A 21925-nucleotide genomic window follows, 5' to 3' on the forward strand; every position below is an offset into this window, starting at 1 on the left:
GAAACGCCCGGTCCCATCCCGAACCCGGAAGCTAAGGCCCACAGCGCCGATGGTACTGCACACGGGAGTGTGTGGGAGAGTAGGTCGCCGCCGGACACTCATTAAAGTGAAAGCCGAGAGCATTCATCAAAGACGATGAACGCTCTCGGCTTTTGCTGTATCTACCAGGAGTTCACTGGGCTGGATATCGTCAGCGCCGGGGTTTCAACTGGCAGTGGGGAGACAACCGGGGTAGTATTGTTCCTCGCGTGCGGAGACCTTCGGGTGCATCGTGCGCAGCCACGGGGTGTGGCGCAGCTTGGTAGCGCGCGTCGTTCGGGACGACGAGGTCGCAGGTTCAAATCCTGTCACCCCGACCACATTTATGGCACCGTCGAGTTCGCATCCAGCATGCGGATCCGGAGAGTGCATGAATTGAGGGAGTCACCTGTGTGGGTGGCTCCCTCTCTTTTTGTCCACTATCACAGCGTGAGGCAGTAGTCGTGGTCGCGGCAATGGAGTGTCCCCGCGTGCTAAGCGGGCTTCTTCAAGGCAGCACTCACGTTGGCCCTGTAATGTGTTGGCCGCACCAAAGGAGAGGACCACAGTGAGCGTTGACGGACCGTCGCCGCAGAGCCGCCGGCAGCAGCAAGTGAAGATCACCGCTGCTGCGGCAGCATTTATCGCCGGTTTCCTACTGTTGCTGCTGATGATGCTGCCCAACCCCTGGGCGCTCGCGGCAGGCACAGTGGTAGGCGGTGCCGCAGCCGCCGGTACCTACGGTATGGTGACCGGCCGGGAGATCTCCCTTCATCGACGCAGGGCTGAACTCACCACAGAGCAGACCTCACTGCGGGAGTCGCTCTCTGAGATCGAGTCCATGGTGCGCATGCGTTCTGCCCAGCTGCCCCCTTCGACGCACGGCCAGCTGCGGATGATTCTGGTCGGGCTTGGTGAGATCGTTGAGCGCTGGGAAACCCTGCGCCGGACCCCAGACCAGCAAGACGCAGTAGCGGCGACTATTCACCGACATCTGCCGCGAACCCTGGAACTGTTCCTCGAGCTTCCAGATACCGCCAAGCCTCAGCACGCCCAGGAGTTCCGTGACCAGATCAGTGTGCTGGCAGAAGCTGTGGCCCGGACGCGCGACACCGTAGTCTCCAAGGACCTTCAGGCGCTGAAGAATAACCGCTGGTTACTAGAAGAGTCGCTCACCGATCCCGATGAGCGACTCTTCCGAGAGAACAATCTCTAGGCCTGCCCTCTAGGCGAGCAGGTCATAGGCAGGAAGCGTGAGGAAGTCCTGATACTCGTCATCAAGGACTAGTTTCCGCACAATCTCCGCGGCCGGCTCAAAGTACTTCGTGAACGTCTGCTCGTCGCTGATATCAGCTCGCAGCTTCTCCAGCTCCTCCGCGAAGAACGCATCGACCAGTTCTTTGGTGACCTTGGTACCGGTGTCCGCAGTGATCGTCCCGTTATGGATCTGCTGCCAGAGTTGGGATCGTGAGATCTCCGCAGTGGCAGCATCCTCCATAAGGTTGTGGATCGCCACGGCACCATTGCCCGAGAGCCAGACCGCTGTGTAGTAGGTCGCCACATAGATATTGGCCCGTACTCCCGCCTCGGTCACATCGCCTTCTGCATCTGCAACGTTGAGCAGGTCCGTGGCGGAGACGCTCACGTCCTCGCGCTTGCGGTCGATCTGGTGGGGTCGATCGCCCAGCACGCCGGTGAACTCCTCAGCACAGATCTCCACCAGATCAGGGTGGGCCACCCAGGATCCGTCAAAGCCGTCGTTGGCCTCGCGGGACTTATCGTCTCGAACCTTGTCTATGGCTTGAGCTGTGACATCTGGTTCACGCCGGTTCGGAATGAACGCGGCCATCCCGCCCATGGCGAAGGCGTTGCGCTGATGGCAGGTCTTCACCAGCAGCTCGGTATAGGCGCGCATAAAGGGCTGAGTCATGCCCACCTGTGCCCGGTCGGGCAGCACAAAGCTGCTGCCGGAGGCTCGGAAGTACTTGATCATGGAGAACAGGTAATCCCAGCGGCCGGCATTGAGGCCTGAGGCATGCTCGCGCAGCTCATAGAGGATTTCGTCCATTTGGAAGGCCGCTGGAATGGTCTCGATCAGCACAGTGGCACGGACGATTCCGTGGGGCAATCCCAGACGCTCTTCAGCGAAGCTGAACACCTCATTCCACAGCCGGGCCTCCAGATAGTGCTCCAGCTTGGGCAGGTAGTAGAACGGGCCTTCGCCGTTGTCATGGAGGAGCTTGGCGTTGTGGAAGAAATGCAGACCGAAGTCCACCAGAGCGCCCACTGCCGGGACGCCGTCAATCTCCACATGTTTCTCCGGCAGGTGCCAGCCACGCGGACGCACCACAATCGTGGGCAGGGCGCCATCGGTCCTCAGCGCGTACTCCTTGCCCTCCGCAGAGGTGAAGCTCAGCGTGCGCCGGGCTGCCTGGTACAGGTTGTCCTGTGCTTCTATCAGGTTGCGCCAGCTAGGCGACAGCGCATCCTCCAGGCAGGCCAGCCACACTTTGGCACCAGAGTTCAGCGCATTGATGGCCATCTTGGCCGGTGCTGCCGGGCCGGTGATCTCTACCCGGCGGTCCTGCAGAGCCGCCGGCTGCTCAGCCACAGTCCACTGAGACTCCCGTACTTGACGGGTTTCCTCAGGAAAATCCAGTTTTCCAGTGTCAGCGGCCGCCGCTTGCGCCTGTTTGCGCTGAGCCAACAGCTCGTTCCGTCTCCCGGCGAACCGGCTGTGCAGCTCCTCCACAAAGGCCAGCGCCTCCTCAGTGAGGATGGACTCAGCGCCGGGCACCTCGTGCGGCTCTTTCACCATGATCGTCATATCCTGCTCCCTTGCAGTCGACTCGTGTTCTAGGTCACCTCGAGGTCAGTCCCCACTTTAGCCGGGTGGACCTGATGTGTGTATGAGAGCCGCTGCTTCAGAAGCCAGGATCAGTCTGGATCAGCCGCCCATACCGAGGCGTCCTCGTCATACTCGAGGTCTTCTGGGCTGAGGCTGTTGCTCAGTTCCATCTGCCGGACCACATCCGTGGGCGGGTTAATCATCAAGGTGGCCTCGTCCCGAAGGGTGCTCAGCTCCTCCTCAATGAATGAAGGCAGTGCATCCTCCAACGAGACATCGCGGCCTTCGCGTTCGGAGAGCTTCCATCGGTGCTCCAGAAGCTGGTGCATAATCTCGGCCGGCTCAAGCTTATTGCGCAGTTCCCGGGGGATCTTGGCCAGGGTGGGCTGGAAGACTGTCTGGGTCCACATATGCGCCGCCACAGCCTCGTCCCCGTGCGGGTCGGTCTGGGCCCGATACGCATCGATGGCTCCCAGCAGTCGGCGCGCCTGGTTCTCCTGCACATCCAGGCCAGTGAGGTTCATCAGTCGCCGCTGGTGGTGACCGGGGTCCACCACTTTCGGGCGCAGCAGCAGCTTGCTGTCTTCTCGAGCAGAGCGGATGTCATACTCTTCGACGTCGAAGCCGAGCTCGTTCAGGCGCCGGATCCGCTCCTCAACCAGCCATTGCTGATCCGGGTTGAAGGCGGTGTCCCCGGTCAGCTCGTGCCACAGGCCACGGTAAGCGTCGATGAACTGATGGCTGGTGGCTACCGGATCGACGTCCTCGTCGACGAATCCGCCCTCCATCAGGTCCATCAGCTCACCAGCAATATTGACCTGGGCGACGTCGAGGTCGTATTCGCGCTGACCTGCAGAGAGATTCGCGTGCAGCTCACCGGTCTCAGCGTCCACCAGGTAGGCGGCGAACTTTCCGGCGTCCCGACGGAAAAGCGTATTGGACAGGGACACATCGCCCCAGTAGAAGCCCAGGAGGTGCAGTTCCACCATCAGCAGCGCCTGGGCGTCGATCATGCGCTGCAAAGTCTCCTTGCGCATCATCTGGTTAAACACCGCCCGGTAAGGCAGGGAGAACCGCAGATGCCGGGTCACCAGCGCCGGAGAGAGCGGCTGACCGTCCTCGGTGGACCGTCCGGTCACCTCCGCCACCGGCTTCACACAGGGAGCACCGAGTCTGCCCAGCCGACGCAGCATCTGGTACTCATGCCGAGCTGCGCGCTCTGACGTCTCCTTGATGGCAATCACGGATCCACCCAGATAGGCGAACCGGACCACGTGCCGGGAGATGCCGCGGGGCAGTGCGGCCAAGATGTCCTGGGGCCATTCCTGCAGCGGGAGGTGCCAGGGCAGATCCAGCAATTCCTGCGGAATGGTTCCGGACGCGGTCAGGCTCAGGCCTGGTGCGGGACGGGGGCTCATGGGAGCAGTCTAGTGTCTGGGCTGCGTTGATTCCCTAGGTTGGGCTGATTCCCTGGCCTCAGCCACAACATTGAGAACTTGGGCCAATGCGGCGGGCTCGGGAATTCGGAACTCAGCGGCAGTGTCACCTTCTCCGACCTTCACACCCAGATCACCATCACCCAGCACCGCGAAGCCATGCTCATCTGTGACGTCATCTCCGGCAAAAAACACCGCTGCGGGTTTCAGCAGCTCGCGCAGCTCCTGGATGGCTTCGCCCTTAGTAGCAAGGACGACGACGGCCTCCAGAATCTTCTTGCCCTCTTTCGCATGGGCGCCATCAATTACTGACAGCGCCGCGCGGGCCTCGTTGAGCACCTGCTCCGCGGCCTGGTCATCATCTATATGGCGCACATGAATAGCAGCACCGGCGGGCTTGTGCTCGACCCAGGCGCCGTCGTACTGCCCGGCAATCTGCTCCAGGACATCAACCACCTCTGTGCGGGCAGCCTCCTGTGCGGCGGTGAGCTCTAGACCCGGCGAGTCCGGCCCCAGATATTTCTCGGCCCCATGGGAGCCCACAAGCACAGTGCCCGCCGGCGGATCAGCCTGATTCTGCAGATCCACCAGCGGACGGCCTGAGACGTAGGCCAGGGTGACATCCTTCAGGGGCGCAAGGCGGCGGATAGCCTCAGCATTGACAGGTACCGGCCGGGCTGAATAAGCGTCCGCCACCAGCTCGGCGACACAGCCGTCGAAATCGAGGCAGATCAGCAGCGAATCTGCCGCAGCGAAACGTTCGGCGGCAGCACGCAGCTCAGGGGATAGGGCGTCAGCAGTCACAAAGATCTCCTCGGCGTGGAATGGCGTCGTCGTGGGAAACGGGTCAGAGCGTGGCCAGGCGGTCCAGGAAGTCACGTGCCCAGCGGTTGACGTTATGTGAGACTACCTGGCGGCGCAGACTCCGCATCCGGCGGGTCGCGTCCTGCGGATCGATATGGGCAGCCTTGACCATGGCGGCTTTGAGCTCATCGATGTCATGGGGATTAATCAGCAGCGCTTGCCGGAGCTGATCGGCCGCCCCGGTGAACTCACTGAGCACCAGCACCCCGGTGCCATCGGCACGGGCCGCTACATACTCCTTAGCCACCAAGTTCATGCCGTCACGCAGGGCTGTGACCAGCATGACGTCTGCGGCTAGATAGAGGGCCACCATCTCTTCCACCGGATAGGAATGGTGGAGATACCGGATGGCGGTATGAGCCATGCTGTCGAACTCACCGTTAATCCGTCCCACGGCCAGTTCGATCTCGTCACGCAGTTGCTGGTAGGACTCCACACCCTCTCGCGAGGGTGAGGCGATCTGCACCAAACACGCCTGACCCACCGTGAGCTCGCCGTCCTGGAGGAGCTCCTCGTAGGCCTTCATTCGGTGCCTGATTCCCTTGGTGTAGTCCAGCCGGTCGACGCCGAGGAACACTGTCTCAGGGTTGCCGAGATCCTCACGAATCTGCCGGGCACGTTCGATGATGTCCTCGCGGGCAGCCAGTTCTACGATCTTGTCCGTATCGATGGAGATAGGGAAGGCTTTGGCCTCTGCAATCCGGTAGGTACCCTCACCCGGTGCAGAAAGCTGCCGGGGAGCCGTGCCGCGGCTGGGATCCACATTGAAGCCCTTCATCTGCGAGCTGGCCTCGCTAGGCTCCTCCAGCGGCACATAGATTTTGTCCGAGCGTATGTAGTGCCCCAGCCTGTGCCGGACTGCACGCTGGAAGTTCCGGGCATCGGACTCACGCTGGAAGCCGATCAGATCCGCACCCAGCAGTCCGCGAAGCACCGAGTGCCTCCAGGGCAGCTGTGCAAAAAGACCCGGGGGCGGGAACGGGATGTGATTGAAGAATCCGATCTTGACGTCCGGGCGCAGATCTCTGAGCATCTGAGGGACCAGCTGCAGTTGGTAATCCTGTACCCAGACCGTGGCGCCCTGACCTGCCACTTTGGCTGCGGCTTCAGCGAAGCGCTGGTTGACGCGCCGATAGGCTTCGAACCAGTGGCGGTGAAAGTCTGGACGGGCGATGACATCGTGATAGAGCGGCCAGAGCGTCCCGTTGGAGAAGCCCTCGTAATAATCCTCAACCTCTTCGGATGACAGCGGCACAGGATGCAGGTGCATGCCTTCATGGTCAAAGGGTGTCAATGTTTCATCCGGAGCCCCGTGCCATCCCACCCAGGCGCCCTCTGAGGCGGCCATGATGGGAGCCAATGCGGTGACCAAACCGCCCGGGGAGCGCTGCCATCCAGTGCTGCCGTCACTGAGTGTGACGCGATTGACAGCCAGCCTGTTGGCCACCACCACAAAGTCGTATCCCGGGGGAGCTTGCTGCTCCTGCTGCTGTGTGTCGTTGCTCACTGCTTGCTCGCTCTGGCCCATGGAAGCACCCCTTGATCTCTCGTGTTTCCACCCTACGTGCCCCCTGACGCGGGCTCTTGTCACTCTGCGCGAGAAGGCTGGACGTTTGCTGGATGAAGGTTCGCCTCGTCGTCGTGCCTAACAGGTACTCTGGATGGAGTTGTCTGGAGTCCCTTGGGCTCTCATCCGTACACCTTCTTCTACCGCATTGTGGAGAGCACATGGCACGTAATACCACCAGCGCCGGCGCGCGCGAGCAGGCCCGCAAGCTTCAGCAGGAGCAAGAGCGCAAGCAGAAGCGCCAGTCGCTGCTGCTACGCATCGGCGTGGTCGGTATCGCGGTCATCGCCGTCGTCGCAATTGCTCTTGTGGTCCTGACCCGCGACGGCAACGGTGGCAACTACACCGAGGGCCCTGCCCCGGCTGCCGCCACCGATGAAGGCGGTTTTGTGCTGACCTCCGGCACGGAGCTTGCCGAGGGAGCGGATCTGGGGACTATCGACGCCGAGGACACCCCCTCAGGCGACGGCCCGGCAAGCGCCCAGCCGCGTGAAGAGGGCCAGCGGCCGCATCTGACCATCTTCACTGATGCTCACTGCGTCCACTGTGCGAACTTCGAAGGCGCCTACGAGGAGATTCTGCGCGGGCTTCTGGATGAGGAACTGATCACCCTGGAGTACCGCTCGGTCTCCTATCTGCAGTCGCGCAGCAATTACTCTGCACGTGCGGCCAACGCCTTCGCCTGCATGGCGGATGCTTCCCCGGAGAACTACAAGGGCTACCTCTCCAATGTGACTGCGAACTACCAGGGCCAGGAGATCAACAACGAGTCCCTGGCCGCGATTGCCCGGGACAGCTACGGCGTGGATATCGAATCCTGCATCAATGACGCCACCTACCGCGCCTTTGCCGCCTATGTGAGCAATACCGCCTGGGAGCAGGGAGTCAGCGGCACCCCCACTATTTACGTGGATGACTCCCAGTACGAGCCGAACACCTTCTTCGAACCGCTCATGACCGAGGTGAGCGAGTACGCCGAGGAGGCCGGTATTGAGTCCGACTTTGTCCAGCAGGCCGAGGAGCAGCTCGACGCCGAGGGCGAAGACATCGGGCAGAGTGAGCCGGAGGCCCCTGAGGATGCCGGTTCTACCGACGACGGCGAAGACGAGTAGCCCTTCCTCAGGCTGTTGAACACAGCCAATACGGTGACGGGTTGATCTGAGCCGCCGGCTGGGCATACTATGTCTAGCTGGTGACGGATCATCCCTCACCACGCCTCCTTAGCTCAGCTGGTAGAGCAACTGTCTTGTAAACAGTAGGTCCTCGGTTCGAACCCGGGAGGGGGCTCGAAGGCTTAAGAGCTGAGCCTTATTTTTGGCCGCCGTCGCGGCACTCTGCTTAGGAGAATCCTGGCGTGGAACCCACAACTGCCTCGGGCCCAGTCGTGCCCAAAAAATCCTCATCTAGCAAGGCGCAGGCGACAGGCCCTGCGGCACCGACCGATGACACCATGACCAGTGCAGAGAAGCTGACTATTGGCGCGCTGCTGGTCTCCACCTTCGTCATGATTCTCAACGAGACCATCATGAACGTGGCGCTGCCCAGGCTCATGGACGTCTTCGATGTCAGTGAACCCACTGTGCAGTGGATGACCACTGCCTTCATGCTCACCCTTGCCGTGGTCATCCCTACCACCGGTTACCTGATGCAGCGTCTGAGCCTGCGGACAGTTTTTAGCTTGGCCATGGCGCTGTTCATCACCGGTACAGCGCTGGCCGCGTTCGCGCCGACGTTCAGTTTCCTGCTCGTGGGGCGCGTCGTGCAGGCCGGGGGTACTGCGGTGATGCTTCCGCTGCTGATGACCACCGTGCTGACCCTGGTGCCGGTGCGCCGCCGCGGTGTGGTGATGGGCAATATCTCCATCGTGATCTCCGTGGCCCCGGCCGTAGGCCCCACGCTCTCAGGCTTCTTGCTGCACATCGCAGACTGGCGCTGGCTGTTCTTGGTGATCCTGCCGATCGCGATCATCGCACTGTTCCTGGGCCGCCCGCGACTGAACAATGATCCGGGCGTGAAGGGTCAGCGACTCTCTATCCCGTCAGTACTGCTGGCCGTTCCCGGATTCGGCGGCCTGGTCTATGGCATCAGCCAGATCGGCGGTGGCCACGGTGCCGCTGAAGTGGAAGCTGCCGACGGAGCCGGCGTGGATCCGGTGGCCATTGCTGTGCTGATCGTCGGCGTGGTGTGCCTGGCGGCATTCGCACTGCTGCAGATCCGTCTGCAGCGCACGGACTCTGCTCTGCTGAACCTCAAGCCCTTCAAGTACTCCATGTACACCCGGGCGCTGATCATGATGCTGCTGATGATGATCGCCCTCTTCGGTGCGCTGATCATGCTGCCGATGTTCCTGCAGACTGTCCGCGGACTCGACACCCTGCAGACCGGTCTGCTGATGCTGCCCGGTGGACTGTTGATGGCACTGATGGCGCCGTTCGTGGGGCGTTTCTATGACAAGATCGGTCCCCGGCCATTGGTCATTCCGGGTGCGATCATCCTGATCGGCGCGCTCTTCTGCTTTGGACTGCTGAACGCGACGACGCCTGTTCCGCTCATCCTCACCATCCACCTGGTGCTCTCCGGCGGTTTGGCATTGCTGTTCACCCCGGCCTTCACCACTGCGCTGAACCCGCTTCCGCGCGAACTGTACTCGCATGGTTCTGCGGTGCTGAACACCCTGCAGCAGCTCGCTGGAGCTATTGGCACTGCGGCTCTGGTGGCCGTGATGGGTATTGGTGCCGCAGCGGCTGCCGCCAACGGACTCGGCGCCGAAGAGTCTGCGGTGGAAGGGTTCCGCGCGGCCTTCCGGATGGCTGCTGGCTTGAGCGTGGTGGTTCTGATCATCGGTTCGACCCTGAAGCCCACCAAGGCAGAAGGCGCCTGACCGTCACAGCTAGGCAAAAAGGCCCGTCGGATGATGATCATCCGGCGGGCCTTGCTGTATCTGAGGGGGCTTTCCGGGCCGGAAAGCTTGCCACCGTCGCAGTGGGCTTCAGAAGGTGGTGGTTCTTGGGAAGCGGGGCCCGCCCGCACCGAGCGGGCCCCTGTCGCACCCAAGTGAGCAACACCTTACGGCACGCCGTCGGGATTACGCAACACTCATGTTGTGAAATGTCTGGGTGCCCGATCAGGCGGGGAATATAGCCTCGACTGAGCTGTTGAGGGCTGTAGGACGTGAAGCGAACCGAACGGAGCGAAATCATGGCTGAAGACACAACTCAGAAGCGGGTCGTCATCATCGGCGGTCACGGAAAAATCGCGTTGCTGGCGGCGCCGAAGCTGGTGGCTGCCGGCTGGCAGGTCACCTCGGTCGTGCGGAACCCCGGACACATATCCGAGGTGGAGCAGACGGGGGCAACGGCAGAGCTCCTTGATGTGGAAAAGGCAAGCACCGAGGAGATCGCTCAGATCTTTGCTGGCGCTGAGGCGGTTGTGTTCTCGGCAGGTGCTGGCGGTGGCAACCCCGCCAGGACCAAAGCTGTTGACTATGAGGCAGCAGTGCGCACCATGGACGCGGCCGAGTCGGCAGGCGTGAAGCGGTACGTCATGGTGTCCTATGTGCGCAGCCAGGTGGATGTCCACACTCTGGATCAGTCCAGCTCGTTCTACCCCTATGCAGAGGCTAAGCACCGCGCGGATCAGCACCTGCGCGGCACCAGCCTGGATTACACGATCCTGGGTCCGGGGAAGCTCACCCTGGAGCCAGCCAGCGGCAAAATCCTGGTCACCGATGCTGAGGCAGCGGCGGCAACCACCTCTCAGGGTGGCAATGAGGCGACTGAGACGTCGCGGGAGAATGTGGCAGAGGTGATCGCGCATGTGCTTAACACCGGCGCGGGTCACCGCGAGACGGTGAACTTCTTCGACGGAACCACCCCGATCGCTGAGGCCATCAGTTAGGCGCGTAGGTGCCGGTCTCTCCTCGGGAAGCTGTTCTGCCCGGCGCGCGGTGTGCTGGGCGGTGAGTTGCCTGCGGAAATCGGGTCAAGTTCGGCTGAAGAATGCAGGTGACTCGCCGCCTAGACGGCGCCGATAACTGACCTTTACGCAACGGTGGCCAGAAGTGAGTGGTCATTTCGTCCGTTATCGAGCGGGTTTTAGCGCCCCCTTAGCGGACAAACTGACCACTCAACTCCTCGTGCGGCGATCCCGCCCCCCGCGGAGCTCTTTAGGTGTGAAGGCCGCGGCCACTGCACGCGGCCGAGTGCGTGGCGGGGTCCCCCCCCCGCCCGCGGAACTAGCACTGAGTTGGGGATAGCGCGGTGGGGGTGCTAATCTTTTACGGCACTGATCCGCGCGCTGCGCAGATGGTGCTAGATGGATCTGTAGCTCAGTTGGTTAGAGCGTTCGCTTCACACGCGAGAGGTCGTTGGTTCGAGTCCAATCAGATCCACTGATGAGTTTCTCATCTCTCTTCGCCTGACTCACAGGCATTTTTCCTTAAGATTTCGCACTAGGCCTGCCACATGGTGGGCCTATTTGTGATGGACTTTGCTTGAGAGGAGGGGTTATGGCACAGCAGAACCCAGCCGGCCACCGTGAAAGTGGCCAGCAGCAGGCCCATTCCAACGAGGCTGCCACGAACACTGCTGCCCACCCCGACTCGGGCACCTATGAGACCACTCCGATCGATCCGGTCATCTCGGAGCCTTCTACGGATACCAGCCTGATTCCGCTGGTGCGCCCGTCATCCACCGAAGATGATGAGGACGAGGGCTTCGTCAAGAGTCTCACCGGCTCCATTGCCTCCTCCTGGCAGTCCGCCGCAGAGGAAGCCGCCCTTGAGTGGCAGGAGTACGACGCCGAAGCTGCAGCGCGCGCTGCGGAGGAGGCCGAAGCTGCAGAGGCGGAGGCGGCCAGGCACGAGTACACCGAGGACTTCAGCCTCGCTGATTCCGCCGAACCACTGACCGGAGCGATGCCGTCCCATGGCGGTCCGCATGACCCGCTGAACCAGACCGGCACCGCCGCCCTACCGGGATTGGGTCCGGTGACTGAGGCAATCCCGCTGCGTCGTCGTTCGGTTCTGCGCCCGTCTTGGCTCAAGCCCAACTTCGGCAGTCAGTTCAAGTCCGGGCAGATCCTTGACCGCGCGGTGTTCGATCGGCGGGTTAATCCGCAGCATGTTTTTCGGCGCATCATGCAGACCGATCGTCCGGAGACCGGCCAACAGTCGATCATCGACCGGCTGGCCGGCACCCCGTACGAGAATCCCTACCAGGCAGAGCAGCATGTGGAGGCCGATGAACTGGCCACTATCGCCTATGTGCTGGACCTGGGCGAGGCGCTGTTCCGGTACGGTGCCGGCGCCCTTGAGGTGGAGTCTTCGATCATTGCTGTGACCGCCGCGTTCGGTATGAAGAACACCGATGTGGATATCACCAACCAGTCGATCGTGCTGAACTGGGCACCTGAGGGCAAGATTCCTTATACCCGGGTGCGGGTGGTCCGCTCCTGGTCCAATAACTTTCAGGCCCTTGCATCCGTGCATGAGCTGGTCACGGACATCATCGCCGGCCGAACCACGCGCAGTGAAGCCGAACAGCAGCTTGAGGAGATCACTCGCGAGCCCAAGCCCTATCCGCGCTGGCTGGTCACCCTCGCTGGTGCGATCTTTGCCAGTGCCTTCGCTTCCTTCTTGGGGGCGCCCCTCTTGGACTCTGCTGTGGGGTTCGCGGCCACCATCGTGGTCCTGTGGATCACGCGGCAGCTGACTACCTGGCGGGTTCCGGAGTTCTTCACCCTGGCTGCAGGCGGTTTTGTGGTCACCGGCATCGCCATGACCGCCTTTATGCTCGACGCCGAAGTCACGCCGTCGATGGTGGTGGCCGGTGGGCTGATGATCCTGCTGCCCAGTATTCGGATCGTCTCGGCGATCCAGGATGCGATCAACGGATTCCCTATCACCTCAGCCGGGCGATTAGTGTCCACCATGATCGCCTTCGCCGGGATGACCAGCGGCATCATGACCGCTGTGGTCATTGCTGACCTGCTGGGGGCACCGCCCATTGAGGTGGCCGAGGGGTTGAGCCGGATCTACCATCCCACGGTGCTGGTGGCGCTGGTATTCCTGGCGGCCATCGCTGCTGCTGTGGTGGAGCAGGCCAGCTGGCGGATGCTGCTGCCCACCGGCGTTGTCTCCGCTCTGGGTTTCACGGCTTTCTACATCGGTGAAATCATCGGGCTCGGGGAGCGAGTGACTCCGGTGATCGGTGCCGTCGTCGTGGGTGCGCTGGGACGGATAGTGGCCTTGCGTTTAGGGGCACCGCAGCTGGTGGTTGCCGTTCCGGCCATGATGTTCATGCTGCCGGGTTTGATGATCTTCCGCGGTATGTACCAGATCGCCATCGAGAATTCGACGACGTTCATGATGGCCGGTCTCTTCCAGCTGTTCAATGCGCTGATCATCATCATGGCGATCGCCGCCGGCATCGTGCTCGGCGACGTCACGATGCGGCCCTTCACCTCAGGTCTGCAATCCAACGAACGGCTACGCGGCCGGCGTCGGTAACTGCCAGTCCACCGGCTCGGCGCCCAGCTGCTGCAGGGCCTGATTGGCCCGGGAGAAGGGTCGGGAGCCGAAGAACCCGCGCCGTGCCGACAGCGGCGAGGGGTGGGCGGAGACAATCACCTCAGTGTGTTCCCCGCTGCTCAGCAGCGGTTCAAGCTGCCTGGCCTGGGCGCCCCAGAGGATCGAGACCAGCGGGGTGCCGCGTGCGACCAGTGCCTTCACGGCAGCTTCGGTGATTGCTTCCCAGCCCAGGCCGCGGTGGGAGCCTGGCTCTCCAGCGGCTACCGTCAGCACGCGGTTGAGCATCAGGACTCCTTGCTGAGTCCAGGCCGTGAGGTCTCCGTGGGGGCTGGGCGGGATGCCGAGATCCGTTTCGCGCTCTTTGAAAATGTTCTGCAGACTGCGCGGCAGCGGCCGGACATCTGCAGCCACCGCAAAGGACATGCCGATCGGGTGCCCCGGCGTCGGATAGGGGTCCTGACCCAGAATCAAGACCCGGACCTCATCAAAGGGCTGACGGAATGCACGCAGCACATGGGCGGGTTCCGGAAGGATCTGCTCCCCGCTGCTGCGGCGTGCATCCAGCTGCTGGCGCAGGGCGGCGAAGTGGCTTTCGCACCCGGCCAGGGCCTGCTCCCAGCCCGATTCCAGAGGGGCGATGAATTCAGCTTTCTCCGTCACGCCCCCACTGTAAAGCACACGCCGAAGGGCACTGGAAATGCCCAATGCACTTGAGACAACTGCCTCGCCCGTAGAATGTGGCCCATGAGCCAGTACTCCCACGATGAGTTCGACGACGTCCCCCCGTACCAGTCGGACGAAGTCGGCAAGCACCGTGCTCCGGGTTCCGCCGTGGCATCGGGAGCTTCCGGCGGCGGCCTGAAATGGATCGGTCTGCTTGCCGCTTTTGCGCTGATCGTGGGACTTGTGGCCTATTTCGGCGGCTCGTGGCTGCGCGGAGAGGACGAGCCGGTGGCCGAGGAAGAGCAGACTCAGGACGAGCAGCCGGCTGATGAGGATGAGGCTGAGCCCGCCCCCGAAGGTGAAGAGGGCGAATCTCCTGAGGATGAGCAGCCTGAAGAGGGTGCCGAGACCGATCTGGACTTCCCCATCTATGTGTACAACTACGACGGCACACCCGGTGTGGCTGGCAGCGTGCGCACCCAGCTGGAAGGTGCTGGCTTCAACGTCACCGGCCAGGACAACTGGAGCGCTGGCTGGAACACCTGTGGGGAGACTGCGCCTGTCGTAGTGCATCCACCGGCGCAGGAGGCCGTGGCCGCAAGGATCGCCGAGGAGCTGGGTGCAGCTACCTGCGCCAGTGACGGTTGGACCGATGCCGGGGTGATTGCCGTGGCTGTCGGCGTGGAGAGCGCGCAGTAGCGAGCCAGCCGGTTCTTCAGCGAGCTAAGCGCCCGGTCCGAGCCTTCTCCTTCGCCCTGGGCGCAAGACTCAAAGTGCCTTGCACTCGGCGGGTGAGAGTGCTAAAAATTGACTTAGCACTCTCGTGTCGAGACTGCTAAGTAGAACCTGACAGGTGAGGCCGTAGAAGCCCTGGGTGACGCCGGGGCTAGGCCGTCCGTCGCGGGCATCTGACAAGGTTCGACCCAGCTGACGCGAAAACGTCTGAATTGTCACCCACTGGTTTTTAGACAAAGCCGAGTCCAGGAAGGACACGTGCCACTATGGCAAAGACTATTGCATTCGACGAAGAGGCCCGTCGCGGCCTTGAGCGGGGTCTGAACACCCTCGCCGACGCCGTCAAGGTCACCTTGGGCCCCCGCGGCCGCAATGTCGTTCTCGAGAAGTCTTGGGGCGCCCCCACCATCACCAACGATGGTGTCTCCATCGCCAAGGAAATTGAGCTGGAGGACCCCTACGAGAAGATCGGCGCTGAGCTGGTCAAAGAGGTCGCCAAGAAGACCGACGACGTCGCTGGCGACGGCACCACCACCGCCACCGTCCTCGCCCAGGCACTGGTCAAGGAAGGCCTGCGCAACGTGGCCGCCGGTGCCGACCCGGTGAGCCTGAAGCGCGGCATCGACAAGGCCGTGGAGGCCGTCACCGCCGAGCTGTTCAAGTCCGCTAAGGAAATCGAGACCACCGAGCAGATCGCTGCCACTGCCTCCATCTCCGCTGCAGACACCCAGATCGGTGAACTGATCGCCCAGGCCCTCGACAAGGTGGGCAAGGAAGGCGTCATCACCGTCGAGGAGTCCAACACCTTCGGCCTGGAGCTGGAGCTCACCGAGGGCATGCGCTTCGATAAGGGTTACCTCTCCGGCTACTTCGTCACTGACGCAGAGCGTCAGGAAGCAGTCCTGGAAGACCCCTACATCCTGATCGCTAACTCCAAGATCTCCTCCGTCAAGGACGTCATCGGCGTTCTGGAGCAGGTCATGCAGTCCGGTAAGCCCCTGCTGGTCATCGCCGAAGACGTTGAGGGTGAGGCCCTGGCCGCACTGGTGGTCAACAAGCTCAAGGGCACCTTCAAGTCCGTGGCCGTGAAGGCACCGGGCTTCGGCGACCGCCGCAAGGCCATGCTGGCTGATATCGCTATCCTCACCGGTGGTCAGGTCATCGCCGAAGAGGTCGGCCTGAAGCTGGAGAACGCCACCCTCGATCTGCTGGGCACCGCCCGCAAGGTGGTTGTCACCAAGGATGAGACCACCATCGTGGAGGGCGCCGGCGACGCCGACGAGATCGCCGGTCGCGTGAACCAGATCAAGGCTGAGATCGAGCACACCGACTCCGACTACGACCGTGAGAAGCTGCAGGAGCGCCTGGCCAAGCTGGCCGGCGGCGTGGCAGTCATCAAGGCCGGGGCCGCGACCGAGGTGGAGCTGAAGGAGCGCAAGCACCGCATCGAGGACGCTGTGCGCAACGCCAAGGCTGCCGTGGATGAGGGTATCGTCGCCGGCGGTGGCGTGGCCCTGATTCAGGCTGGCAAGCGTGCCTTCGAAAACCTCTCCCTGGAAGGCGATGAGGCCACCGGCGCCAATATCGTCAAGGTCGCCATCGAGGCTCCGCTGAAGCAGATCGCCATCAACGCTGGCCTGGAGGCTGGCGTGGTCGCTGAGAAGGTCAAGGGACTGCCCGACGGCACCGGCCTCAACGCTGCCACCGGCGAGTACGAGGACCTGCTGGAGGCCGGCGTCAACGACCCGGTGAAGGTGACCCGTTCTGCACTCCAGAATGCTGCATCCATCGCCTCCCTCTTCCTGACCACTGAGGCAGTAGTTGCCGATAAGCCGGAGAAGACCCCGGCCGGCGCTGGTGCTGACATGGATGGAATGGGCGGCATGGGCGGCATGATGTAATCACCGCTTCAACGCTGACAATGGCCCCGCAGGTACTTTCCTGCGGGGCCATTGTTGTTTCTTGCGGAGGGCCTCGGCTCAGCGTCCGAATATGCGAGTATTGGCGGTCTCGGTCTGTTCGTACTGCTGCGAGGCGGCTGCCATGGCTTGACGGACACTGGCCAGTGACTGTTCCACCTGCAGCTGGGTGCTGCGCCACTGGGTCAGGACATCCTGGAAGGCCACCGAGGCTGAGCCCCGCCACGTGTCCTGCAGTTGACGAAGCTGACCTTCCATCATGTTGACATCGGACTGGATACGGCTCAGGGTGCTTTCTACGGACTGGCTCTTGGCCAGAAGGTCGGCGGTATCAATCTGGAATACGGCCATGACTGCGGCTCCTAGGATCTGGGGTGAAGGGGCGGAGGCACTATCGACCTCCTGCTTCAGGAGCTTAGGAAGAGCGCTCAGACCTAAGGCCGGGGACGAACCTCAACTGTGAAGACACAGCACCTGCGAGCGCAGCGCAGTAGCCTGGGGAAAACTCTCGACGCGCCTCCCGTCTAAGAGCCGCGCAGCACACTCACTGCTCCCGGCTCTCCAAGGCCGCCAGCCGCAGGTGCTCGATCTCCTCTTCGTCCAGCTCAGCGTCATGTTCGTGATCGGTGTCAAGATCCTCACCCTTGGGCAAACGAAGAGTCATCGTGGCACCGCCGCCGGGGGTATCCGAGTGCCGAACACTCCCTCCGTGCTGAGCTGCAATCGCTGCACAGATGGCCAGCCCAAGTCCGGTTCCACCGGTTTCACGCTGACGAGAATTATCTGCGCGGTAGAAGCGTTGGAAGATCTTCTCCGCGTCCTCAGCTGAGATGCCATCGCCGTGGTCGCGAACTTCCAGAACAGACTCTTCGCTGCCGTCCTCGCCCTCCTGGGTGCCTACTGCAAGTTCGATGGGCGTGCCATCGGGGGTGTAGCGCAGTGAATTGGTCACCAGGTTGGTCACAATCTGCCGGATCCTGCCCTCATCGCCGAGGGCGGGTGCCGGTTTAGGGGCGCCGTCGTGAAGTCCGATGACTTTGACCTCGCGGTCTGGGGCATTGACCACCAGATCCATGACTGCCTCATGGGCGATGATATTGAGGTCCAGTGGCCGCATCTGCGGAGGACGCTGCTCATCCAGCCGGGCCAGGGTCAGCATGTCCTCGACCAGCTGGCCCATCCGGGTGGCTTCGGATTCAATGCGCCCCATGGCCATGCCCACCGCCTCTGGGTTATCGCTGATGCCGCCCTGCCGGTAGAGCTCGGAGAAGCCGCGGATCGTGACCAGTGGGGTGCGCAGCTCATGGGAAGCGTCCTGGATGAAGCGGCGCATCTTCTGCTCTGACGCCACCCTGGAGTCAAAAGCAGCTTCAATATGGGCCAGCATGATGTTCAGTGAGTTCGCCAGGCGGCCGATCTCAGTCTCTGCCGGTGCTGTGGTCTGCACGCGCTGGGAGAAGTCACCGCCTGCGATGGCTGCCGCCGTCTTCTCCACGCGCAGCAGCGGGCGGAACGCCCGGGTCACCAAGGAGTAAGCGATGATGGAGGCGCCCAGGGTGGCCAGCAGCCCGATCGTGGCCATCAGGAACGTGGCGCGCTCCACCGAGGTCTCCACCGAGTTCAGCGGCAGAGCGATCACCAGGATCTCGCGGTCTTCATTCGTGAAGGGGTGGACCTGCATGCGCCAGCCGCGGGAATTCTCCGTGGTCCCCGGAACATCAAAGGACTGCCCGGCCAGCTCCCTGGCCTGATCCGCATCAAGTTCCGGCAGCTGCGGGGAGTCGAAACCCTCCACCACTGGATGCGTGGAACGCCCTTCGATCGGTGTTCCCTCGGCATCCAGAATGCGTCCGTGGAAGCGAATAATGGAGGGCTGGAATCCGCCCTGATCCACCTGGAAGCCCAGGTACTGGGCAACATTCTGAGCGTTGTCCCGAAGCTCCTCGTCCAGGTTCCGCACCATCTCCTGCCGGAACAGCGACGCCGAGACGAAAGTGGTCACGAACAGCGTCAGCAGCAGCAACCCTGAGGTGATTGCCACCAGCTGTGTTCGCAGGGAAGCGCTGCGCCAGGCGCGGCTGAGCGAGGAGATGAAGCGCATAGCGAGAGTCTAGGTGCAGAACCTGCGGGGAGTCGGCAGTGATCTACAGGCCCTGGCTGCGCTGGCGGCGCTCCCAGGTCTGCAGCACATATCCCACGCCACGCTTGGTCTGGATGGCCGGGGCACCTTCGGCGCCGGAGTCGATCTTGCGGCGCAGATAGGAGATGTAGGACTCCACGATGGAGGCATCCCCATTGAAGTTGTACTCCCAGACATGATCCAGGATCTGCTGCTTGGACAGTACCCGGTTGGGGTTCATCATCAGGTAGCGCAGCAGTTTGAATTCGGTGGGGGAGAGCTCTACGACTTCACCGTCGCGGCGTACTTCATGAGCGTCGTCGTCGAGTTCAAGGTTGTCGATGGTGATCACGGCGTCCTCATCCTCAAAAGGTGCGGTACGGCGCAGCACGGCCTTGATTCGAGCGACCACTTCGTCCAGCGAGAACGGCTTGGTGACGTAGTCGTCGCCGCCCACTGTCAGGCCGGTGATTTTGTCCTCGGTGTCATCACGGGCGGTGAGGAACAGCACCGGGAAGTGCTTGCCGGCCGCGCGCAGTCGGCGGGTGACGGTGAAGCCGTCCATATCGGGCAGCATCACGTCCAGCACGGCGAGGTCAGGCTGGAACTCCTCAGCGGTGTCCAGTGCCTCGCGGCCATTGGCGGCCGCTGCTACCTCGAAACCTGCAAAACGCAGGGACGTTGCTAGCAGTTCACGGATATTGGGCTCATCGTCGACGACGAGCAGCTTGGCTTCCGGAGTCTTGTCAGTCACAGGCGTCAGTTTTCCCTCGGATCCTGGTGATTTGCTGTGAGGATCCTGACTGAGTGGTTAGTGCTGGGTTAGCCGCAACCGGCAACCGGTACTCAGGCCAGCTGACGACGACGCCGTCGCGCCACGGTGATGAGCATATAGGTGCACATCAGCGCGAATCCCGCCGGGAAACCCCACAGGGCGGTCCAGTACAGACTTGCGTGGGGTGTGATCTGCGCGAAGTAGAGGCCGAGGATCAGCAGCAGGGCAATAAAGGATGCTGCAGTGATCACCACACCCAGTATGAGAACAGCACGTGCCAGGGGGCTGGGGGCGGCAGAAAGCGTGGACATAGACCTGATTCTAAGTCAGGTGGCACGATCGGGAAGCTTCAGCGGTACCCTAGATGTTCTACAAGAACACTGACACAGATGAGGTTCCGTCCCGCAGTCCCCATTGAAGGGAGCCTCGGGGAGGGGACCTCATCCTTATGAGACACAGAAGGTGGAGCACGTGCCAACCGGAAAAGTGAAATGGTTCGACGCTGAGAAGGGCTTCGGATTCATCACCGGCGACGACGGCCAGGAGGTGTACCTGCACTCCTCGGCTCTGCCGTCCTCGGCAGCGGCAGTGAAGTCCGGAACCCGTCTGGAATACGGTATTGCCGACGGGCGGCGCGGTAAGCAGGCGCTGAGCGTGCGGATCCTCAGCGAGGCCCCCTCAGTGGTGCGCGCAACCCGCAAGCCTGCTGATGAAATGGCAGAAGTCATCCAGGATCTGGTGAACCTGCTGGATCACACCACCGGAGGGCTCCGTAAGGGGCACTACCCTAAGTCTGAGCAGTCCAAGAAGATTGCTGCGTTGCTGCGCCGCGTAGCTGACGACTTCGACGCCTAAGGAAAACCATGCCCAGCTATAAGAAGGATGCATTGCTCACAGAGGCGGTTGATACCGCCCGTGAGGCACTTGCCGAGATCACCCCGGTTGAACAGATCGGCGAGCATCTGAGCGCTGTGGCAGACGGCGAGCGGCTGATCACCCATCGATTCACAGCTCTGAAGCCTGGTTATACCGGCTGGGAGTGGTTTGTGACCCTTGCGCGCGCACCACGCAGTAAGAAGGTCACCATCTGTGAACTTGGTCTCCTGCCCGGGACCGGGGCGCTGCTAGCCCCGGAATGGGTGCCCTGGAGCGCGAGGGTCAGTGATTCGGAGAAAGTGCAGGACACAGCGGAGACCCCCGCCTAGGGCGAGAGCCTCCGCTGTGTCCTGCACTGGCCCAGTTCAGAGAGTGGGCCAGTTTCTAGGCTGAGCTGGTTTTTAGGCGGGGCCGACCTCTAGCTCAGCGTTCCAGAACAAAGTCGATGGCACGCAGCAGAGTGCTGATGTCCTCGGGCTCAATGGAGACGAAGGTGGCAATGCGCAGCTGATTGCGCCCGAGCTTGCGGTAGGGCTCCACGTCCACAATGCCGTTGGCCCGCAGCGTGGAAGCCAGTGATGCAGCGTCCACAGAATCGTCGAAATCCACTGTGACAATCACATTGGAGCGGTCCTCGGCGGAGGCGACGAAAGGCTGGGCCAGCTGATGTGCCTGCGCCCAGCTGTAGACGCGGGATGCTGAGTCAGCGGTGCGGGCTGCGGCGAAGTCCAGGCCTCCGGACTCGTTGATCCAGCGAATCTGATCCTCCAGGGTCACCAGCGTGGCAAGTGCAGGAGTGTTGTAGGTCTGGTTCTTGCGGGAGTTCTCGATCGCGGTGGTCAGATTCAGGAAGTCCGGGACCCAGCGCTGGGCGGCAATCCGCTCGGCACGCTCCAGGGCTGCCGGGGACATGATCGCCAGCCACAGCCCGCCATCGGAAGCGAAGTTCTTCTGCGGGGCAAAGTAGTACACGTCTGTTTCGCTGATATCCACCGCCAGGCCACCGGCTGCCGAAGTGGCGTCGATAACGACCAGGGCGCCGTCGTCGGCTCCTTCCACCCGCTTCACCGGGGCGGCCACACCAGTGGAGGTCTCATTCTGCGGCCAGGCGTAGACGTCAACTCCGCTTTCAGTAACAGGGGAGGGGCGGGTGCCGGGCTCGGCGGTGAGGATGCTGGAGTCCTGCAGGAAGGGCGCCTGGTGGGTGGCCTTGGCGAACTTGGAACCGAACTCGCCGAAGGACAGGTGCTGAGCCTTGTTCTCCACTAATCCGAAAGCGGCGATATCCCAGAAGGCTGTGGAGCCGCCCACTCCGAGCACTACCTCATAGCCCTCCGGCAGGGTGAAGAGCTCACCCAGACCCTCGCGGATGCTGCCCACCAGGTTCTTCACAGGTGCTTGGCGGTGGGAGGTGCCCAGCAGGCGCCTTCCGGCATCATGCAGGGCGCGGATCTGCTCGGGTCGGACCTTGGAAGGACCGGCACCGAACCGCCCGTCAGAAGGAATCAGTTCGTCGGGGATGGTCACGTGCTCAGCGGCCACAGGGTCTCCTGGAGTGAGATGATGTAATGAATCG

The 21925-nt window shown here is 62.3% G+C and carries 19 protein-coding genes, 3 tRNA genes and 1 rRNA gene; 13 read left to right on the forward strand and 10 right to left on the reverse strand.

Annotated elements, in window-relative coordinates; translation table 11 throughout:
• The 3 genes from rrf to ABEA23_RS05685 form a co-directional block, all read left to right on the forward strand.
• A 5S ribosomal RNA gene (gene rrf / locus ABEA23_RS05675) occupies positions 1-96 on the forward strand; the annotation flags it as partial.
• Between the two features lie 186 nt (positions 97-282).
• Positions 283-359: transfer RNA gene (locus ABEA23_RS05680), tRNA-Pro, on the forward strand.
• Positions 360-586: 227 nt separating this feature from the next.
• Entirely contained in the window at positions 587-1234 is a 648-nt protein-coding gene (locus ABEA23_RS05685; RefSeq protein WP_345477105.1) for a hypothetical protein, read from the forward strand.
• Between the two features lie 9 nt (positions 1235-1243).
• Here the strand turns inward: ABEA23_RS05685 and aceB are convergent, their stop codons facing one another.
• From aceB to ABEA23_RS05705, 4 genes are all read right to left on the reverse strand, one after another.
• A complete protein-coding gene (gene aceB, locus ABEA23_RS05690; RefSeq protein WP_345477106.1) occupies positions 1244-2845 on the reverse strand; it encodes a malate synthase A in 1602 nt (533 codons plus the stop codon).
• Positions 2846-2955: 110 nt separating this feature from the next.
• Positions 2956-4284, reverse strand: coding sequence for a DUF4032 domain-containing protein (locus ABEA23_RS05695; protein WP_345477107.1), 1329 nt, complete (start codon positions 4282-4284; stop codon positions 2956-2958).
• Positions 4285-4293: 9 nt separating this feature from the next.
• Entirely contained in the window at positions 4294-5106 is an 813-nt protein-coding gene (gene otsB, locus ABEA23_RS05700; protein ID WP_345477108.1) for a trehalose-phosphatase, read from the reverse strand.
• A 43-nt stretch (positions 5107-5149) separates the two neighbouring features.
• Positions 5150-6694: an alpha,alpha-trehalose-phosphate synthase (UDP-forming) gene (locus ABEA23_RS05705; RefSeq protein ID WP_345477109.1), complete on the reverse strand. Its 1545-nt coding sequence runs from the start codon at positions 6692-6694 to the stop codon at positions 5150-5152.
• 200 nt (positions 6695-6894) lie between these two features.
• Here ABEA23_RS05705 and ABEA23_RS05710 point away from each other — a divergent pair, with 200 nt between their 5' ends.
• The 6 genes from ABEA23_RS05710 (at position 6895) to ABEA23_RS05735 (ending at position 13241) form a co-directional block, all read left to right on the forward strand.
• The gene (locus ABEA23_RS05710; protein ID WP_345477110.1) at positions 6895-7845 is read left to right on the forward strand and encodes a DsbA family protein; all 951 of its coding nucleotides are present in this window, start codon (positions 6895-6897) and stop codon (positions 7843-7845) included.
• A gap of 102 nt (positions 7846-7947) precedes the next feature.
• Positions 7948-8020, forward strand: a tRNA-Thr gene (locus ABEA23_RS05715).
• Positions 8021-8183: 163 nt separating this feature from the next.
• Positions 8184-9614 carry an MDR family MFS transporter gene (locus tag ABEA23_RS05720; protein ID WP_345477111.1) on the forward strand — a complete coding sequence of 477 codons (1431 nt, stop codon included), beginning with the start codon at positions 8184-8186 and terminating at the stop codon, positions 9612-9614.
• Between the two features lie 317 nt (positions 9615-9931).
• Positions 9932-10630, forward strand: a complete 699-nt coding sequence (locus ABEA23_RS05725) for an SDR family oxidoreductase (protein ID WP_044495346.1) — start codon at positions 9932-9934, stop codon at positions 10628-10630.
• Positions 10631-11049: 419 nt separating this feature from the next.
• Positions 11050-11123 (forward strand) — tRNA-Val (locus tag ABEA23_RS05730).
• Between the two features lie 117 nt (positions 11124-11240).
• On the forward strand, positions 11241-13241 hold the full coding sequence (locus ABEA23_RS05735) for a threonine/serine exporter family protein (protein ID WP_345477112.1): 2001 nt from the start codon (positions 11241-11243) through the stop codon (positions 13239-13241).
• On the opposite strand, the gene ABEA23_RS05740 is transcribed toward ABEA23_RS05735, so the two are convergent.
• Positions 13221-13922 (reverse strand): uracil-DNA glycosylase, encoded by a 702-nt coding sequence (locus ABEA23_RS05740; protein ID WP_345477113.1) that lies wholly within the window; start codon positions 13920-13922, stop codon positions 13221-13223. The two genes, ABEA23_RS05735 and ABEA23_RS05740, sit on opposite strands and share 21 nt — an antisense overlap.
• 84 nt (positions 13923-14006) lie before the next feature.
• Here ABEA23_RS05740 and ABEA23_RS05745 point away from each other — a divergent pair, with 84 nt between their 5' ends.
• Positions 14007-14624 (forward strand): LytR C-terminal domain-containing protein, encoded by a 618-nt coding sequence (locus tag ABEA23_RS05745; protein ID WP_345477114.1) that lies wholly within the window; start codon positions 14007-14009, stop codon positions 14622-14624.
• Between the two features lie 302 nt (positions 14625-14926).
• Complete coding sequence (groL, locus tag ABEA23_RS05750) at positions 14927-16561, forward strand: chaperonin GroEL (RefSeq protein WP_044495040.1); 1635 nt, start codon at positions 14927-14929, stop codon at positions 16559-16561.
• A gap of 78 nt (positions 16562-16639) precedes the next feature.
• On the opposite strand, the gene ABEA23_RS05755 is transcribed toward groL, so the two are convergent.
• The 4 genes from ABEA23_RS05755 to ABEA23_RS05770 all read right to left on the reverse strand — a co-directional run bounded on the left by ABEA23_RS05755 (position 16640) and on the right by ABEA23_RS05770 (position 19784).
• Positions 16640-16930 carry a WXG100 family type VII secretion target gene (locus ABEA23_RS05755; protein ID WP_044495041.1) on the reverse strand — a complete coding sequence of 97 codons (291 nt, stop codon included), beginning with the start codon at positions 16928-16930 and terminating at the stop codon, positions 16640-16642.
• A 193-nt stretch (positions 16931-17123) separates the two neighbouring features.
• Complete coding sequence (locus tag ABEA23_RS05760) at positions 17124-18680, reverse strand: sensor histidine kinase (RefSeq protein ID WP_345477116.1); 1557 nt, start codon at positions 18678-18680, stop codon at positions 17124-17126.
• A gap of 43 nt (positions 18681-18723) precedes the next feature.
• Entirely contained in the window at positions 18724-19452 is a 729-nt protein-coding gene (locus ABEA23_RS05765; protein ID WP_044495043.1) for a response regulator transcription factor, read from the reverse strand.
• 92 nt (positions 19453-19544) lie between these two features.
• The gene (locus tag ABEA23_RS05770; protein WP_345477117.1) at positions 19545-19784 is read right to left on the reverse strand and encodes a hypothetical protein; all 240 of its coding nucleotides are present in this window, start codon (positions 19782-19784) and stop codon (positions 19545-19547) included.
• Between the two features lie 160 nt (positions 19785-19944).
• On the opposite strand from ABEA23_RS05770, the gene ABEA23_RS05775 reads away from it, so the two are divergent.
• Together ABEA23_RS05775 and ABEA23_RS05780 are read left to right on the forward strand one after the other, a co-directional pair.
• The gene (locus ABEA23_RS05775) at positions 19945-20328 is read left to right on the forward strand and encodes a cold-shock protein (RefSeq protein WP_345477118.1); all 384 of its coding nucleotides are present in this window, start codon (positions 19945-19947) and stop codon (positions 20326-20328) included.
• An 8-nt stretch (positions 20329-20336) separates the two neighbouring features.
• The gene (locus ABEA23_RS05780; protein ID WP_345477119.1) at positions 20337-20678 is read left to right on the forward strand and encodes a DUF3027 domain-containing protein; all 342 of its coding nucleotides are present in this window, start codon (positions 20337-20339) and stop codon (positions 20676-20678) included.
• A gap of 94 nt (positions 20679-20772) precedes the next feature.
• Here ABEA23_RS05780 and serC read toward each other — a convergent pair whose 3' ends face one another.
• Positions 20773-21891 (reverse strand): phosphoserine transaminase, encoded by a 1119-nt coding sequence (serC, locus tag ABEA23_RS05785; RefSeq protein WP_345477120.1) that lies wholly within the window; start codon positions 21889-21891, stop codon positions 20773-20775.
• Positions 21892-21925 lie beyond the last annotated feature (34 nt).

The sequence above is a fragment of the Nesterenkonia rhizosphaerae genome (assembly GCF_039544555.1).
Taxonomy (GTDB): domain Bacteria; phylum Actinomycetota; class Actinomycetes; order Actinomycetales; family Micrococcaceae; genus Nesterenkonia; species Nesterenkonia rhizosphaerae.

Excerpts from the sequence above, each read along its gene's own strand:
- ABEA23_RS05780 (WP_345477119.1), top strand. The coding sequence starts at position 20,337 with ATGCCCAGCTATAAGAAGGATGCATTGCTCACAGAGGCGGTTGATACC.
- aceB (WP_345477106.1), bottom strand. The coding sequence starts at position 2,845 with ATGACGATCATGGTGAAAGAGCCGCACGAGGTGCCCGGCGCTGAGTCC.
- ABEA23_RS05705 (WP_345477109.1), bottom strand. The coding sequence starts at position 6,694 with ATGGGCCAGAGCGAGCAAGCAGTGAGCAACGACACACAGCAGCAGGAG.
- ABEA23_RS05755 (WP_044495041.1), bottom strand. The coding sequence starts at position 16,930 with ATGGCCGTATTCCAGATTGATACCGCCGACCTTCTGGCCAAGAGCCAG.
- ABEA23_RS05695 (WP_345477107.1), bottom strand. The coding sequence starts at position 4,284 with ATGAGCCCCCGTCCCGCACCAGGCCTGAGCCTGACCGCGTCCGGAACC.
- ABEA23_RS05725 (WP_044495346.1), top strand. The coding sequence starts at position 9,932 with ATGGCTGAAGACACAACTCAGAAGCGGGTCGTCATCATCGGCGGTCAC.
- ABEA23_RS05720 (WP_345477111.1), top strand. The coding sequence starts at position 8,184 with ATGACCAGTGCAGAGAAGCTGACTATTGGCGCGCTGCTGGTCTCCACC.
- groL (WP_044495040.1), top strand. The coding sequence starts at position 14,927 with ATGGCAAAGACTATTGCATTCGACGAAGAGGCCCGTCGCGGCCTTGAG.
- ABEA23_RS05745 (WP_345477114.1), top strand. The coding sequence starts at position 14,007 with ATGAGCCAGTACTCCCACGATGAGTTCGACGACGTCCCCCCGTACCAG.
- ABEA23_RS05710 (WP_345477110.1), top strand. The coding sequence starts at position 6,895 with ATGGCACGTAATACCACCAGCGCCGGCGCGCGCGAGCAGGCCCGCAAG.
- ABEA23_RS05770 (WP_345477117.1), bottom strand. The coding sequence starts at position 19,784 with ATGTCCACGCTTTCTGCCGCCCCCAGCCCCCTGGCACGTGCTGTTCTC.
- ABEA23_RS05735 (WP_345477112.1), top strand. The coding sequence starts at position 11,241 with ATGGCACAGCAGAACCCAGCCGGCCACCGTGAAAGTGGCCAGCAGCAG.
- ABEA23_RS05760 (WP_345477116.1), bottom strand. The coding sequence starts at position 18,680 with ATGCGCTTCATCTCCTCGCTCAGCCGCGCCTGGCGCAGCGCTTCCCTG.